Source organism: Stenotrophomonas sp. YJH_SMC_36 (genome assembly GCF_059369935.1).
In genome coordinates this window covers 410,790-424,860 of record NZ_JCAFTD010000002.1, presented here as the reverse complement: position 1 = coordinate 424,860, position 14,071 = coordinate 410,790, and the positions used below count along the sequence as shown (strand labels likewise).

General features: G+C 66.6%; 14 protein-coding genes. 9 read left to right on the top strand and 5 right to left on the bottom strand.

Features of this window, described 5'->3' with window-relative positions; all coding sequences use genetic code 11:
* The first annotated feature begins 125 nt into the window (after window positions 1-125).
* From AC5P76_RS05180 to AC5P76_RS05170, 3 genes are read left to right on the top strand one after another with little or no spacing between them, the layout of a single operon-like run.
* Window positions 126-1,412 (top strand): nucleotide sugar dehydrogenase, encoded by a 1,287-nt coding sequence (locus AC5P76_RS05180; protein WP_253119721.1) that lies wholly within the window; start codon window positions 126-128, stop codon window positions 1,410-1,412.
* 55 nt (window positions 1,413-1,467) lie between these two features.
* On the top strand, window positions 1,468-3,090 hold the full coding sequence (locus AC5P76_RS05175; protein ID WP_053519800.1) for an FMN-binding glutamate synthase family protein: 1,623 nt from the start codon (window positions 1,468-1,470) through the stop codon (window positions 3,088-3,090).
* A gap of 22 nt (window positions 3,091-3,112) precedes the next feature.
* Window positions 3,113-3,574 (top strand): GNAT family N-acetyltransferase, encoded by a 462-nt coding sequence (locus AC5P76_RS05170; RefSeq protein WP_111186059.1) that lies wholly within the window; start codon window positions 3,113-3,115, stop codon window positions 3,572-3,574.
* Between the two features lie 55 nt (window positions 3,575-3,629).
* Here AC5P76_RS05170 and AC5P76_RS05165 read toward each other — a convergent pair whose 3' ends face one another.
* Window positions 3,630-4,877 (bottom strand): TIGR03862 family flavoprotein, encoded by a 1,248-nt coding sequence (locus tag AC5P76_RS05165; protein ID WP_253119724.1) that lies wholly within the window; start codon window positions 4,875-4,877, stop codon window positions 3,630-3,632.
* A complete protein-coding gene (locus AC5P76_RS05160; RefSeq protein ID WP_253119727.1) occupies window positions 4,864-5,298 on the bottom strand; it encodes an FKBP-type peptidyl-prolyl cis-trans isomerase in 435 nt (144 codons plus the stop codon). Before AC5P76_RS05160 ends, AC5P76_RS05165 begins: the two co-directional genes overlap by 14 nt.
* Window positions 5,299-5,367: 69 nt before the next feature.
* Here AC5P76_RS05160 and AC5P76_RS05155 point away from each other — a divergent pair, with 69 nt between their 5' ends.
* The 4 genes from AC5P76_RS05155 (at window position 5,368) to AC5P76_RS05140 (ending at window position 8,279) form a co-directional block, all read left to right on the top strand.
* Window positions 5,368-5,733 (top strand): DUF6164 family protein, encoded by a 366-nt coding sequence (locus AC5P76_RS05155; RefSeq protein ID WP_053519804.1) that lies wholly within the window; start codon window positions 5,368-5,370, stop codon window positions 5,731-5,733.
* Window positions 5,734-5,801: 68 nt separating this feature from the next.
* Complete coding sequence (locus AC5P76_RS05150) at window positions 5,802-6,569, top strand: sulfurtransferase (RefSeq protein WP_253119731.1); 768 nt, start codon at window positions 5,802-5,804, stop codon at window positions 6,567-6,569.
* A 148-nt stretch (window positions 6,570-6,717) separates the two neighbouring features.
* Entirely contained in the window at window positions 6,718-7,713 is a 996-nt protein-coding gene (locus AC5P76_RS05145) for an LLM class flavin-dependent oxidoreductase (protein ID WP_253119733.1), read from the top strand.
* Window positions 7,714-7,781: 68 nt separating this feature from the next.
* Entirely contained in the window at window positions 7,782-8,279 is a 498-nt protein-coding gene (locus AC5P76_RS05140) for a pyridoxamine 5'-phosphate oxidase family protein (RefSeq protein ID WP_053519807.1), read from the top strand.
* Between the two features lie 10 nt (window positions 8,280-8,289).
* On the opposite strand, the gene AC5P76_RS05135 is transcribed toward AC5P76_RS05140, so the two are convergent.
* Window positions 8,290-8,943 carry an exopolysaccharide biosynthesis protein gene (locus AC5P76_RS05135; protein ID WP_053519808.1) on the bottom strand — a complete coding sequence of 218 codons (654 nt, stop codon included), beginning with the start codon at window positions 8,941-8,943 and terminating at the stop codon, window positions 8,290-8,292.
* The gene (locus tag AC5P76_RS05130) at window positions 8,927-10,231 is read right to left on the bottom strand and encodes a hemolysin family protein (protein WP_065174920.1); all 1,305 of its coding nucleotides are present in this window, start codon (window positions 10,229-10,231) and stop codon (window positions 8,927-8,929) included. Before AC5P76_RS05130 ends, AC5P76_RS05135 begins: the two co-directional genes overlap by 17 nt.
* Window positions 10,232-10,523: 292 nt before the next feature.
* On the opposite strand from AC5P76_RS05130, the gene AC5P76_RS05125 reads away from it, so the two are divergent.
* Together AC5P76_RS05125 and AC5P76_RS05120 are read left to right on the top strand one after the other, a co-directional pair.
* Window positions 10,524-11,150, top strand: a complete 627-nt coding sequence (locus tag AC5P76_RS05125; protein WP_004152833.1) for a DUF47 domain-containing protein — start codon at window positions 10,524-10,526, stop codon at window positions 11,148-11,150.
* A 13-nt stretch (window positions 11,151-11,163) separates the two neighbouring features.
* Entirely contained in the window at window positions 11,164-12,285 is a 1,122-nt protein-coding gene (locus AC5P76_RS05120) for an inorganic phosphate transporter (protein WP_053519810.1), read from the top strand.
* A gap of 240 nt (window positions 12,286-12,525) precedes the next feature.
* Here the strand turns inward: AC5P76_RS05120 and AC5P76_RS05115 are convergent, their stop codons facing one another.
* Window positions 12,526-14,022 carry a S10 family peptidase gene (locus AC5P76_RS05115; protein ID WP_253119737.1) on the bottom strand — a complete coding sequence of 499 codons (1,497 nt, stop codon included), beginning with the start codon at window positions 14,020-14,022 and terminating at the stop codon, window positions 12,526-12,528.
* Window positions 14,023-14,071 lie beyond the last annotated feature (49 nt).

The window sequence follows — 14,071 nt, the reverse complement described above, 5'->3', positions numbered from 1 at the left end:
AAGGTCCTGACACCGTTACGCTGTAGCCCTCTTGCGAAGACTTCCCGGAGTGGGCAGCGAATGAGCGTGATGGCCGAAGCGGCGGCAGTGGGCGATCCGTCGCTGCCGGCATGGCGGGTACATTGATGAGCGTGCCGGTGTCGGCGGCGGAAGCGCCTCGGTTCGCGGTGATCGGTCTGGGTTACGTGGGCCTGCCACTGGCCGTGGCCTTCGGCCGGGAACAGCGGACGCTCGGCTTCGACATCGACCCCGAACGCATCGCCGAGCTGCGCGCGGGCCAGGACCACACGCTGGAGGTGGAGGCCGGGGAACTCGCCGCTGCACGCCAGCTGGAGTACAGCAGCGACCCTGCGCGGCTGGACGGGTGCAACGTGTACATCGTCACCGTGCCGACGCCCATCGATGCCTACGAGCAGCCTGATCTGGAACCCCTGCGCTCGGCGACGCGGTTGATCGCCAGCCATCTGCGCGCCGGCGATCTGGTGATCTACGAGTCCACGGTCTATCCCGGCACGACCGAGGAAGTCTGCGTGCCCTTGCTGGAGCAGGGTTCGGGCCTGCGATTCAACGAAGATTTCTACTGCGGCTACAGTCCGGAGCGGGTCAGCCCGGGGGACCGCCAGCGCCGTCTGGCCGACATCCGCAAGATCACCTCGGGTTCGACACCGGAGGTGGCGTCGGTGGTCGATGGGCTGTACCGCCGCATCATCGACGCAGGCACCTTCCCGGCGCCATCGATGCGCGTGGCCGAAGCGGCCAAGGTGGTCGAGAACATCCAGCGCGACGTCAACATCGCCCTGGTCAACGAGCTGGCGCTGATTTTCGACCGTCTCGGCATCGATACCCAGGACGTGCTGGACGCCGCGGGCAGCAAGTGGAATTTCCTGCCGTTCCGTCCCGGTCTGGTCGGTGGCCACTGCATCGGCGTGGATCCCTACTACCTGCTGCACAAGTCGGAAAGTGTGGGTTACCACCCGGACCTCATCCACACCGCGCGGCAGGTCAACAACCGTGTCGGCGAGCACGTGGCCATGCGCGTCCTGGCCATGTTGGCCGAGCGCGGGCGGACCGCGGCCCAGGCGCGCGTGCTGGTGCTGGGCGTCACCTTCAAGGAAGACTGCCCCGATCTGCGCAACAGTCGTGCGCTGGAGCTGGCGCAGCGCCTGGCAGACGCAGGCGCCCAGGTCGATGTCAGCGATCCATGGGTGGGCCCGGCGGCCTTGGCCGATGCCGGTGTGCGGTGGCTGGCCGAGCCGAAGGCCGGCTGTTACGACGCGGTCGTATTGGCAGTGGCGCATGCCAGTTTCAAGGCGATGGATGAAGCCCGCATCCGCGGCCTGCTGGCGCCCGGCGGCCTGGTGTATGACGTGAAATCGGCCTGGCCGCGCAGCGTGGTCGACGATCGCCTGTAGGCGTTGATGATGGCGGGCGCGGTAGACTCGGCTGCAGTTGCAACCAAGGAACGCCATGCACCGGTATATCGTCTACCTGCTCGCCATCCTGATGTTCCCCGTCTGCCTGTGGCTGGCCACGATATGGCCTGCCTGGTACTGGGGCGTCGGTCTGACCGCCGCGATGGTGGCGCTGGGGACCTGGGATCTGCTGCAGAAGCGCAGCACCCTGCGCCGCAACTATCCGGTCATGGCGCACTTCAGATACGGGCTGGAATCGATCGGCCCGGAGATCCGCCAGTATTTCGTGCAGAGTGATCTGGAAGACGTGCCCTTCTCGCGCCAGCAGCGTGCACTGATCTACCAGCGTGCCAAGAACGAGATGGATACGGTGCCGTTCGGCACGCTGCGTAGTGCATATGCGGTGGACTACGAATGGATCAACCATTCGCTGGCACCGACCACCATCGCCCGGCACGATTTCCGTGTGCTGATCGGCGCAGGCTGCGCCAAGCCCTATTCGGCCAGTGTGTTCAACATCTCGGCGATGAGCTTCGGCTCGCTGTCGGCCAACGCGATCCGCGCGCTCAACGAAGGCGCACGCCGTGGCGGCTTCTATCACGATACGGGCGAAGGCTCGATCTCGCCGTACCACCGTGAGATGGGCGGCGATCTGGTCTGGGAGATCGGCTCGGGCTACTTCGGTTGCCGCGACGAGAAGGGCGGTTTCAGCGAAGAGCGGTTCGTCGCCAACGCCACCCATGACCAGGTGAAGATGATCGAGATCAAGCTGTCCCAGGGGGCCAAGCCCGGTCATGGCGGCGTATTGCCCGCGCCGAAGGTGACGGCCGAGATCTCCGTGACCCGTGGCGTGCCGATGGGGGTGGACTGTGTATCTCCGTCGCGGCACTCGGCGTTTTCCACGCCGGTCGAACTGCTGCAGTTCGTCGCCCGCCTGCGCGAACTGTCCGGTGGCAAACCGGTCGGCTTCAAGCTGGCCATCGGCCATCCCTGGGAGTGGTTCGGCATCGCCAAGGCGATGCAGGAGACCGGCCTGTTGCCGGACTTCATCGTTGTCGATGGCGCCGAGGGCGGCACGGGCGCGGCACCGGCCGAGTTCGTTGATCATGTGGGCGTGCCGATGCACGAGGCGCTGCTGCTGGTCCACAACACCCTGGTCGGGCTGGACCTGCGCGAGCGCATCCGCATCGGTGCGGCCGGCAAGATCACCAGCGCATTCGACATTGCCCGGACCATCGCGCTCGGCGCGGACTGGTGCAATGCCGGTCGTGGCTTCATGTTCGCACTGGGGTGCATCCAGTCGTTGAGCTGCCACACCGACAAGTGCCCGACCGGCATCGCCACGCAGGACCCGGCGCGCTGGAAGCACCTCGACGCGCCTGACAAGGCCACGCGCGTGCACAGCTACCACGAGCACACGCTGCATGCCCTGAAGGAGCTGTTGTGCGCGGCCGGCCTGAATGATCCGGCCGAACTGGGGCCGGAGCACATCCTGCGCCGCGTGTCGCCGGTGGAGATCCGCTCGCTGGCGACGCTGTATCGCTATCTGGAGCCTGGAGAACTGCTGCGACGGGTGCCGGATCACGCGGTATTCCATGCGTTCTGGGCAGATGCACGCAGTGATTCATTCCAGCCGCCGGCGCGGATCCAGGCGCTGAGAGCCAGCAAGTCGCGGTGATGGGGTTCCACACGGAGGTTGCATGCAGTTCAGGACCGGTACGATTGACGATGTCTCGCCGCTGTGGGCCCTGCGCACGCGGTGCGTGCGCGAGACCTGCAGCAGTCACTATCCGCCGGAGGTGATCGCACCCTGGGCGGCGTCGCCGCCGCCGGCGCAGTATCCGCGGCTGTTGTCGCAGGGCGGATGCGTGGTGGCCGAAGGCGGGCAGGGCGAGCTGCTCGGTTTTGGCGTACTTGATATCGATGGAAATGAGGTGGATGCGCTGTTCGTCGATCCGGATCGTGGTGGACAGGGTATCGGCCAGGCGCTGATGCAGCGGCTGCTGGCGCTGGCCGATCCCGGGCGCGAGGTGGTGCTGTCGGCCTCGCTCAATGCCGTGTCCTTCTATCAGCGGCAGGGTTTCATCCGCGAACGCGAGGAAATCTATCCCCATCCCAGCGGGGTACCACTCGCCTCGGTACGCATGCGAAGGCCGTGGTGAGGCGCTGCTTCCGGTAGCGCAGCACCGGCCCACGCCCGCTGCTACCGCAGGCGATTCAGCGTGTGGCCAACCACTGGATCACGCCTTCGGCGGCGCGCAGGCCACTGGCATAGCAGGCCGTCAGCAGGTAGCCGCCGGTCGGCGCCTCCCAGTCCAGCATTTCGCCTGCGCAGAACACGCCGGGCAGGGCACGCAGCATCAGCCCTGCATCGATCGCGTCCAGCCTTACCCCTCCGGCTGTGCTGATCACCTCGGCCATCGGCCGCGGGCGCAGCAGTTTCAGCGGCAGGCGCTTGAGCGTCGCTGCGACCGCAGCAAGATCGTGGCCCGCATCCTTGCCGAGGTGCTCGAACACGAGTGCCGCTTTCACTGCGTCCACCCCGGCCTGGCGGCGCAGGTGTTCACCGAAGCTGCGGCCCTTGCGTGGACGCGACAGATCGGCCAGCAGGCGTGCTTCATCGCGGCCAGGTGCCAGGTCCAGCCACAATGGCGCACAACCCTCGCGGTTGATGGTTTCGCGCAGGTCGGCCGACAGCGCGTAGATCAGGCTGCCTTCGATGCCATAGTCGCTGGCGACGCATTCGCCCTGCAGTGACCGTGGTTGGCCTGTCAGGTCGATCCAATGCGCTACCACTGGTTTCAAAGGGGCACCGGCATTGCGCTGGGCGAACAGGGGCGTCCAGTCGACGTCGAACCCGCAGTTGGCGGCCTGTAACGGCGCGATGTCCACGCCGCGCGCCTGCAGCGGTGCCACCCAGGCACCGTCGCTGCCGAGATGCGGCCAACTGCCGCCGCCCAGCGCCAGCATGGTGGCATCAGCGTGCACGTCGAGGTGGCCGTCTTCGGTGTTGAAGCGCAGCGCGCCGTCGCTGGCCCATCCGCACCAGCGGTGATTCACGTGCAGGCGTACGCCCTGCTCCTTCAAGCGGCGCACCCAGCCGCGCAGCAGGGGCGCAGCCTTGCGATCGACCGGGAACACGCGGCCCGAACTGCCGACATAGGTCTCCACGCCGAGATCGGCGGCCCAGTCGCGCAGTGCCTGCGCGTCGAACCCGTCCAGCCAGCGGCCGACTTCACCGGCCTGCTCGCGGTAGCGGCTGTCGAACAGCGGGCGCGCATCGGAGTGGGTCAGGTTGAGCCCGCCCTTGCCGGCGATCAGGAACTTGCGACCGGGGGAACCCTTGGCTTCATAGAGATCCACGTCCAGGCCGGCAGCGCGCAGGCGCTCCGCGGCGAACAGCCCCGCGGGGCCGCCACCGACGACAGCCACGCGGCGCGGTGCATGTGGATCAGGGTTGGACATCGAGCAGCTCGACATCGAACACCAGCGAGGAGCCCGGCGGGATCGGGCCGGCGCGACGGCTGCCGTAGCCCAGGTCCGGGGGGATCATCAGGGTGCGCTTGCCGCCGACCTTCATGCCGGCCACGCCTTCATCCCAGCCGCGGATGACCTGGCCGGCACCGAGCACGAAGGTGAACGGCTGGCCGCGTCCGACCGAGCTGTCGAATGTCTTGCCATGCTTGCTCTCGGTGCGGTTGTCGTAGATCCAGCCGGTGTAGTGCACGGTGACCTTCCGTCCCGCCACCGCTTCGGCCCCGGTACCGGGCTGGGTGTCGATGCGCTCGAAGGTGTTCAGCGTGCCTCCCGGTGGTGGGCCGGACGGCTCCATCGAGCAGCCGGCAGCAGCAAGGGACAGCAACAGGGGAAGCAGCAGTCGGCGCATCGGGCATCTCCGTCGGGCGCAGGGCGAGGGCGGCAAGGGTAGCGCATCGGCGCCGGGTATCATGGCGCCATGGCCAAACTCCTGCTCAATCTGCGCAATGTCGGCGATGACGAATACGCCGACGTCTGCACGCTCCTGGATCGCCACGGCATCGCCTGGTACCGCACCGAGCCCAGTCCCTGGGGCATTTCCAATGGCGGGCTGTGGCTCCGCGAGGACGGCGATCATGCGCGCGCCAAGGCATTGATGGCCGAGTACCAGGCCGAGCGCGCGCCACGCATCCGGGCCGAGCGTGAGCAGGCCCTGCGTGATGGCACGGCCGAGACCTTCGGCAGCCTGCTGCGGCGCCGGCCGCTGTATGTCGTGCTGGTACTGCTGGCGATGCTGGGCGCTGCTGCCCTGGTGCTGCTGCCGTTCATGCTGCTGCGGGGGTAGGGCGCTCCAGCCGCCGATCATTGACCCCGGGGCCTGACCCGGTGGCGGCCAGGCGCTAAAATGCGCGGATGATCGCCAATACCGCCGCCTATCATTTCACCGCCGTCGACGCCCCCGAGGTTCTGTGCGACCAACTGCTGGCGCGTGCCGAAGCGGCTGGGCTGCGCGGCACGATCCTGGTGGCGGGCGAGGGCCTGAATCTGTTCCTGGCGGGCGCCCCGGCCGCCATCGAGGGCTTCTACGCGGCGCTGCGTGAGGATCCGCGTCTGGCCGGAATGCGGGTCAAGACCAGTTTCAGCGAGCATCAGCCCTTCGCACGGCTCAAGGCCAGAGTGAAGCCGGAGATCATCAGTTTCCGCCGCGATGACGGCCAGCCGCTGGCCTATCCACGCGCGCCGGCGGTCGATCCGGCCACCGTGCAACGTTGGCTGCGGCAGGGTCACGACGATGCGGGAAAGCCGGTGGTGATGCTCGATACCCGCAATCTGCAGGAGGTGGAGTACGGCACGTTCAAGGACGCGCTGGTGCTGCCGATCCACAAGTTCACCGATCTGCCGGAGGCCCTGGCGCCGCACCGCGACGCATTGAAGGACAGCACCGTGGTCAGCTTCTGCACGGGTGGCATCCGCTGCGAGAAGGCCGCACTGTGGATGCTCAATGACGGCATGGACAACGTGCTGCAGCTCGACGGCGGCATTCTCGGCTACTTCGAGGAGGTGGGCGGCGAGGGCTACGACGGGCGCTGTTTCGTGTTCGATGAACGGGTGGCGCTGGATGCGGAGCTCAGGCCGCTGGTGGATGAGCCGCTGCCGGAACCACGCCCCAGCGCCTTCTGAGCGGCCGTCCCGGGCGCCGGTCGTGCACGGCTGTCCGGTCCACCTGGGGAGCTGACCCGCCCGGCAGGAATCAGCGTCCCGCCACCGGCACTGGCCGCCGTGCCGGGCCGACCCCATGCAGAGGGGATCTTTTGACGGAAACCGCCTGATGATCCCGTTGTCGATCCTCGACCTGGCCCCGGTCTGCGAGGGCAGCGATACCACTGCCGCCTTCTCCAACATGCTGGCACTGGCCCAGCATGCCGATGCGCTGGGCTACCGCCGCTACTGGCTGGCCGAACACCACAACATGCCCGGTATCGCCAGCGCGGCCACCGCCGTGCTGATCGGGCACGTTGCCGGTGGCACGCAGCGCATCCGTGTCGGTGCAGGCGGCATCATGCTGCCCAACCATGCGCCGCTGCAGGTGGCCGAGCAGTTCGGCACGCTGGCCTCGCTCTATCCGGACCGCATCGATCTGGGGCTGGGGCGGGCGCCCGGCACCGACCAGCCGACCGCCCGCGCGCTGCGGCGCTATTTCGACAGCGCTGACCAGTTCCCGCAGGATGTGCGTGAGCTGCTGCATTACTTCGAGCCGGTCCAGCCCGGTCAGGCGGTGCAGGCCGTGCCTGGCGGCGGCCTGCGGGTGCCGACGTGGATCCTGGGTTCCAGCCTGTTCGGTGCGCGCATGGCGGCATCGATGGGGCTGCCGTACGCCTTCGCCTCGCACTTCGCCCCGGACGCGATGGATGAGGCGCTGGCAGTCTACCGCCGCGAATTCCGTCCTTCGGCCACGTTGAAGCAACCGCACGCGATGCTGGCATTGAACGTGGTGGCCAGCGACAGCGAAGCCGAATCGCGCCGCCTGTTCACCAGCCAGCAGCAGAGCTTCGTCAATCTGCGCCGGGGGCGTCCCGGAAAGATCCCGGCACCGATCGACGACATCGAATCGTTCTGGGAGCCGCACGAGAAACTGGGTGTCGAGCGGGCATTGGCGTGCACGGTGCTGGGTGATCCACAGCAGGTGGCCGAGGGTATCGCCGCGTTCGTCGAACGCCATCGACCTGACGAACTGATGCTCACCGCCAATCTGTATGACCATCGCGCGAGGCTGCGCTCGTTCGAGCTGACCATGCGGGCGTGGCACGATCGCCACGCGGGCTGAACGATTGCATCACGGCGCATTGCAGACCTTCCGCGTCTGATGGGGGCTCCCTACCCCTGGAGCTCCCCATGTCGGATTCCCGCGCAGAACACATCGCCCAGCTGGCCGAACTGATCAAGGACGTGGAGGTGGCGATGTTCACCACGGTCGGTGTCGATGGTCGCCTGTACAGCCGTCCGCTTGGTACCCAGCAGGTCGCCTTCGATGGTGACCTCTGGTTCGCTACCGCAGCCGACAGCCCGAAGGTGGCGGAGATCGCACTCAATCCGCGGGTCAACGTGGCCTACGCCTCGACGTCGAAGAACACCTATGTGTCGGTGGCGGGCAATGCGCGCATCGTCGACGATCGAGCCAAGGTGGAAGCGCTGTGGTCGCCAGCGATGAAGCTGTTCTTCCCCGGCGGCAAGGACGATCCGAACCTTCGGCTCATCCACGTGCAGGCTGAATCGGCCGAGTACTGGGATGGACCGGGCACGCTGCTGGGCAGGGCGCTGACGTTCGTGCTGTCTGCGGTACAGGATGAGCCAGGCCAGCTTGCCGACAACGGTTTCGTCGACCTGCGTTGATGGGCCCGGTTCAGAACCAGCGCTGGAACAGTTCGACGGTGTAGCTCACGAGTTGGCCGGAACTGAAACCAAAGAACGCGATTGCCGCCAATGCTCCGATCCAGTTGACCAGCATCAGCGCGCCGTCGCGCTCGAGCAGGGCCAGCGAGAACAACAGCAGCTGGAAGCCGAACAGATAGTTGGTGAACGGGATCGGCAGCGACAGCAGGATGCCCAGCAGGACCAGCAGTGCGCCGGTGAACGCGTGGGCCGGCAGCGGCTTGAGCAGCTGTGGCAGGCGTGGCTTGAGCATGCGGTCCAAGCGCCGCAGCGGGCGGTCGATGCGGTCCAGGAACCGGTGCATGGTGCCGCGCTTCGGCCCGCGGCGGGCAATGAAGCCCGGCAGCCAGGGGCGCCGCATGCAGCACAGCATCTGCAGGCCGATCAGGATCACCAGGGGGCCACTGACCGCACCGCCCAGCCCCGGAATCGGGATGAACGATGGCAGGATCGCCACGAACAGGAAAACGCCGAAGGCGCTCTGCTGCAGATCCTGCAGGATCTGGCCCAGCTTCATGTGCTGGGCCGGATCACCCCAGGCGAACATTTCCAGCAGCGTGCGGATGCCTTCGTTGCGATAGGCAGGTGCTGCGTCGCGCGGGCCGGACTCAGGCGGTGAGCTCATCGGCCTGCTCGTCCGACAGCGTGCGCAGCAGCAGCTTGTCCACACGTGCACCGTCCAGGTCGACGATCTCGAAGCGCCAGCCGGCCCAGTCGAAGTACTCGCCCGCGTGCGGGATGCGGCCGAAGTAGTGGATGCACATGCCGGCCAGGGTGTAGTAGTCGCCCTCTTCGGCGTCGGGAAGCTCGTTGCTGCCGATCAGCTCGCGGAGGTCGTCCACCGGCAGCGAGCCGTCCACCAGCAGCGAGCCGTCCTCACGGGTCACCACCAGTGCGTCCTCGTCGGCATTCTCCACCGCCTGCAGGCGGCCGACCACTGCGCCCATCAGGTCGCTGATGGTGACCAGTCCCTGGATCTCGCCGTATTCGTCGACGACCAGCGCCATCGACTGCTGTTCTTCCCGGAAGATCTCCAGCAGCTTCATCGCATGGGTGGACTCGGAAACGTACAACGGCTCGCGCAGGGTCTGGAACAGCGCGTTGTCGCCGCGTGCCATGCGGGTCGCCAGCGATTTCAGTTCAAGCACACCAACCACATCCATGTCGTTGTCGCGATAGACCGGATAGCGCGAGAACTCATGCTCGGCCATGATTTCCAGGTTGCGGTCCAGGCCGGCCTGCGTGTCCAGCCAGGCGATCCGGTTGCGCGGCGTCATCAGGCTGTCGGCGGTGCGATCGCCCAGCCGCATCACGCGGTTCATCATGTCGCGCTCATGGGTATCGATCACACCTGCCTCGTGGCTTTCGGCCACCAGCATGCGGATCTCCTCTTCGGTCACCGAGGCGGCTTCGTCCTTGCCCAGGCCAAGTGCCTTCAGCACCAGCTGGGTCGTCCTGGACAGCAGCCAGACGAAGGGCAGGGCCAGTTTGGCCAGCCAGCTCATCGGCATGGCCACCAGGCTGGCAATGGCCTCGGAGCGGGTCAGGGCCAGCCGCTTGGGCACCAGCTCACCAAAGATCAGGGTCACGAAGGTGATGAGGGTCACGGCCAGCGTGGTGCCGACCTGGGAGGCGTAGGTGAAGCCGGGCATCAGGCCCTGCAGCCAGCCGGCAATGGCGTCGCCGATGGCGTCGCCGCCCAGGTAGCCGGTCAGCACGCCGATGACGGTGATGCCGATCTGGACCGTGGACAGGAAGCTCTCGGGCTTTTCGGACAGCTCCAGGGCCTTGGCGGCGCGCTTGGAGCTGCCGGCCATCTGCTTGAGACGGCTCTTGCGCGAGGTCATGACCGACATCTCGGACATGGCGAAGAAGCCGTTCAACAGAACCAGCGCGAAGACAATCAGGATCATTTCAAACACGGGCGTCGTCCCCGGTTGGTGGCAGGGAGGGCGGGTGCTTGCGATGGCGGCAGGCGCTCAGGAGCAGAGTCCGGCGCGGCGCTGGGGGATAAGGGTCGTCGTCCATAAGGTGCGCCCGAGGGCGCGCTGGCATCTTAGCAAAGGGCCGTGGCAAGGTGGCAACTGCCTGTTCAGGTTGGCGGGTTCCACCCCCGGAAAGGGGGCGGGGATACCCGAGATGGTCATCTAGCCGTCATAATTCCGTCCGGTGCCGTCCTTCCCGCGACGGCTGACAGGTTTCTCAATGTTCTCTCTGCAGACCATTTTCGGTTCCGGCAAACAGTTCTACACCCTGCTCGATGAGGCTGCCGTCGCGGCCTCCGACGCCGCCAAGGCGCTGCATTCCATGCTGCGCGAGGCCGACCGCCAGCCCGCGCTGGACGCCTTCAAGCTGGCCCGCCTGCGCGAGCGCGCGGCGTCGGACAAGATCAGCCAGGCGCTGGTGGACAGCTTCATGACGCCGATCGAGCGTGAAGACATCGAAGCGCTGGGGTCGGCGCTGTACAAGATCCCCAAGCAGATCGAGAAGTTCGCCGATCGCTATTCGCTGGCCACGACCCACCTGGAGCACATCGACTTCGCGCCGCGCGCGGCGATGCTGGAGCAGGCCGCCGGCGTGGTGGTGGAGATGGTGGCCGACCTGCGCCACATGAACCTGGACCGGATGACCGCGCTCAACGAGAAGCTGCGCTCGCTGGAGAACGAGGCCGACCGGCTGATGCTGGAGCTGTACCGTGACATCTATTCCGGGCGCCTGGACAACCTGCAGATGTTCCTGCTCAAGGAATTCTTCGAGATCCTGGAAAAAGCCATCGACCGTTGCCGCGAGGCCGGCGTGGTGGCGTACCAGATCGTGCTGAAGAACAGCTGACGGACGCCGCCGCATGTTGACCCTCGTCCTGGTGGTGATCCTGGCTGCGCTCGTCTTCGAGTTCATCAACGGCTTCCACGACACCGCCAACTCCATCGCCACCGTGGTGGCGACCAAGGTGCTCTCGCCCGGCTGGGCGGTGATGCTCGCCGCCTTCATGAACCTGATCGGTGCCCTGACCGGTACCGCGGTCGCGCTGACCATTGCGTCGGGCCTGCTCAACACCAACGTGGTCGATGTCACCCCGCAGGTGATCCTGTGCGCCCTGCTGGGCGGCATCATCTGGAACCTGATCACCTGGTGGAAGGGACTGCCGTCCTCGTCCTCGCACGCCCTGATCGGTGGCCTGTGCGGCGCCGGCCTGGCGGCCGCCCACAACAACTGGGATGCGCTGATCTGGTCCGAGCGGCTCGGCAGCTGGGCGCAGAACAAGGGCCTGCTGTGGAAGGTGTTCGTGCCGATGATCACCTCGCCGATTGCCGGCTTCCTGCTGGGCATCGTGGTGATGGTGCTGTTGTGGGGCCTGATTGCGGGTCTGGCCAGGATCGGTGGTGCGATTGGCCGCCTGGCCCGTCCGCGCTGGGTCAATGCCTTCTTCGGCAAGGCGCAGATCGTCTCGGCCGCCTACATGGGCTTCGCACACGGGCACAACGACGCACAGAAGACCATGGGCATCATCGCCATGACCCTGATCGGTGCCGAAGCCACCGGTGCACTGGACAACCTGCCGTCCTGGCTGGCCTTCATGCACCCGGATGCGCAGGCCGGTGACGGCATCGCGATGTGGATCGTGCTGACCTGTGCGGTGGTGATGGCCGCCGGTACGGCTTCGGGTGGCTGGAAGATCATCAAGACGCTGGGCCACAAGATGGTCAAGCTGCATCCGATCCACGGCTTCGCGGCGGAGACCAGCTCGGCCACCATCCTGACCCTGGCCGCCCATTTCGGCATGCCGGTCTCGACCACGCACAGCATCTCCACCGCGATCATGGGCGTGGGCTTTGCCAAGAATCCGCGTTCGCTGAAGTTCGGCGTGATCGAGCGCATCGTCTGGGCCTGGATCCTGACCATCCCGGCGGCAGGCGGCTGTGCGTACCTGATCCTGAAGCTGTTCGAGCTGTTCGGCTGGACCTGATGCCAGCAACCCTGGGGTCAGAGCCCTTTCCCTGCAGATAGGGATCTGACCCCGGAAATGAAAAAGCCCGCCGGATTCCGGCGGGCTTTTTTCATGGGCAGATCGTTTTTCCGTATCCAGCGTGTCGACCAAGGTCGACACCCACCAACAGCAGCAGGAACCTCGCCAGCCCACGGAAACCCGGCTTTTGCCGTTGCCGTTGCCGTCAGCGGGCGCCGGGCCGCGACCCGGCCGAACCCCTCAGTTGCGCTGGAACAGTGCCTGCACATCCTTGCGGAATGCCGCCTGGCTGTCGGCACGGCTGTAGAACATGTGCCCGCCCGGGTAGCTGCGCACCTGCACGCGGTCCGGGTTGCTGCCCATCGCCGGCATCTGGTCCACGGTCAGGATCGAGCCCATGAACGGGCATGACAGGTCATTCCAGCCGTGCGCGATCAGCACCTGCAGATTCGGATCGATCGCCACAGCCTGCCGCAGCTGGGTCACCGCACCCTGGCGCAGGTCGCCGTTGCGGTCCCACAGCCGGTTCACCTCGTAGTTCAATGCCTGGTAGCGCGCATCGACCTTCCAGCCCACCACGCGGGTGACGAAGTCGACCATCGCGGTGGTGGTCGGCGCGATGATGCTGTCGAGCAGGGGATCGTTGGCGCGCTGTTCCGGATCGTTCGGGAACGGATCAAACGCCGTCACGTTCGAGTCGTAGCGGCTTCCCAGCGTGCCCTTGTCGCGGAACACTTCGCGCAGATAGGCCTGGGTTTCCAGGCGGCCGCCGGCACGACGCACGAACTGCGGGTCCAGCCCGGTCAGCTCGGTGACCCGGCGCAGCATCGCTTCGGTGGCCTGCGGATCGCTGCGGCCCTTCATCAGGGCGGTGGCGTAATCGCCGCGGGTGTACTCGATCACCTCACGCATCGCCGCGTCGGTCAGGCGGCCCTGGCGCTCCAGGTGCGCCGCTGCGATCGACGGCAGCGTCTGCATCCACGCCATCGGCGAGACGTCGGCGTTGTCTTCCAGGGTCGGGCTCAGGTACGGCGAGACCAGCACCAGGCCGTTCATCGCAACGCCCAGCCGCGTCTGCAGGTAGTGGGTGATGCGTGGGCCGCGGTAGCCACCGTAGCTCTCACCGGTGAGATACTTGCGCGACGCCATGCGCTGGTTGTGCAGCAACCAGTCGTAGATCGATCGCGACAGGTACTCGATGTCGGCACTGGGGTTGTACAGTGCCTTCTTGGCTTCGTCATCGCCGATGCGGGCACGGCTGAAGCCGGTGCCGACCGGGTCGATGAAGACCAGGTCGGTGAAGTCCAGCCACGTTCCCGGATTGTCGTGCAGCGTGGCCGGCGCCGACGCGCTGTCGCCCTCCGAGCCGAAGGTCACGACCTTCGGGCCGATGGCGCCCAGATTGAGATACACCGAGGACGCGCCGGGCCCGCCGTTGAGCGCGAAGGTCACCGGCCGGTCCTTGCCGGGCATCGTGTAGGCGGTGAACACCACATCGGCGATCACCTTGCCCTTCTCGTCACGTACCGGCAGGGTCCCCACGGTGGCGGTGTAGTCGAGCGTGCGGCCCGCCAGGCGGATGCTCTGGCGGGTGGAGGCGTCGGCCGGCAGCGCAGGTGCTTCGGTCTTGTCGTCCCTGGCGTCGGGCTTGGATTCGGCGGCGGGCGCGGCCAGCACGCTGGCAGGAGCAATGAGCAGGCCGACGCAGAGCGCGGCAGTGTGCAGCAGGGACTTCATGGCACCGGATCGGCAGCGGAAGGGGGTTTCGATGCTAGGCCTCCAGGGT

Bases quoted from the DNA above. Each gene is read 5' to 3' on its own strand.
- AC5P76_RS05180 (WP_253119721.1), top strand. From the start codon at position 126: ATGAGCGTGCCGGTGTCGGCGGCGGAAGCGCCTCGGTTCGCGGTGATC.
- AC5P76_RS05175 (WP_053519800.1), top strand. From the start codon at position 1,468: ATGCACCGGTATATCGTCTACCTGCTCGCCATCCTGATGTTCCCCGTC.
- AC5P76_RS05170 (WP_111186059.1), top strand. From the start codon at position 3,113: ATGCAGTTCAGGACCGGTACGATTGACGATGTCTCGCCGCTGTGGGCC.
- AC5P76_RS05165 (WP_253119724.1), bottom strand. From the start codon at position 4,877: ATGTCCAACCCTGATCCACATGCACCGCGCCGCGTGGCTGTCGTCGGT.
- AC5P76_RS05160 (WP_253119727.1), bottom strand. From the start codon at position 5,298: ATGCGCCGACTGCTGCTTCCCCTGTTGCTGTCCCTTGCTGCTGCCGGC.
- AC5P76_RS05155 (WP_053519804.1), top strand. From the start codon at position 5,368: ATGGCCAAACTCCTGCTCAATCTGCGCAATGTCGGCGATGACGAATAC.
- AC5P76_RS05150 (WP_253119731.1), top strand. From the start codon at position 5,802: ATGATCGCCAATACCGCCGCCTATCATTTCACCGCCGTCGACGCCCCC.
- AC5P76_RS05145 (WP_253119733.1), top strand. From the start codon at position 6,718: ATGATCCCGTTGTCGATCCTCGACCTGGCCCCGGTCTGCGAGGGCAGC.
- AC5P76_RS05140 (WP_053519807.1), top strand. From the start codon at position 7,782: ATGTCGGATTCCCGCGCAGAACACATCGCCCAGCTGGCCGAACTGATC.
- AC5P76_RS05135 (WP_053519808.1), bottom strand. From the start codon at position 8,943: ATGAGCTCACCGCCTGAGTCCGGCCCGCGCGACGCAGCACCTGCCTAT.
- AC5P76_RS05130 (WP_065174920.1), bottom strand. From the start codon at position 10,231: ATGATCCTGATTGTCTTCGCGCTGGTTCTGTTGAACGGCTTCTTCGCC.
- AC5P76_RS05125 (WP_004152833.1), top strand. From the start codon at position 10,524: ATGTTCTCTCTGCAGACCATTTTCGGTTCCGGCAAACAGTTCTACACC.
- AC5P76_RS05120 (WP_053519810.1), top strand. From the start codon at position 11,164: ATGTTGACCCTCGTCCTGGTGGTGATCCTGGCTGCGCTCGTCTTCGAG.
- AC5P76_RS05115 (WP_253119737.1), bottom strand. From the start codon at position 14,022: ATGAAGTCCCTGCTGCACACTGCCGCGCTCTGCGTCGGCCTGCTCATT.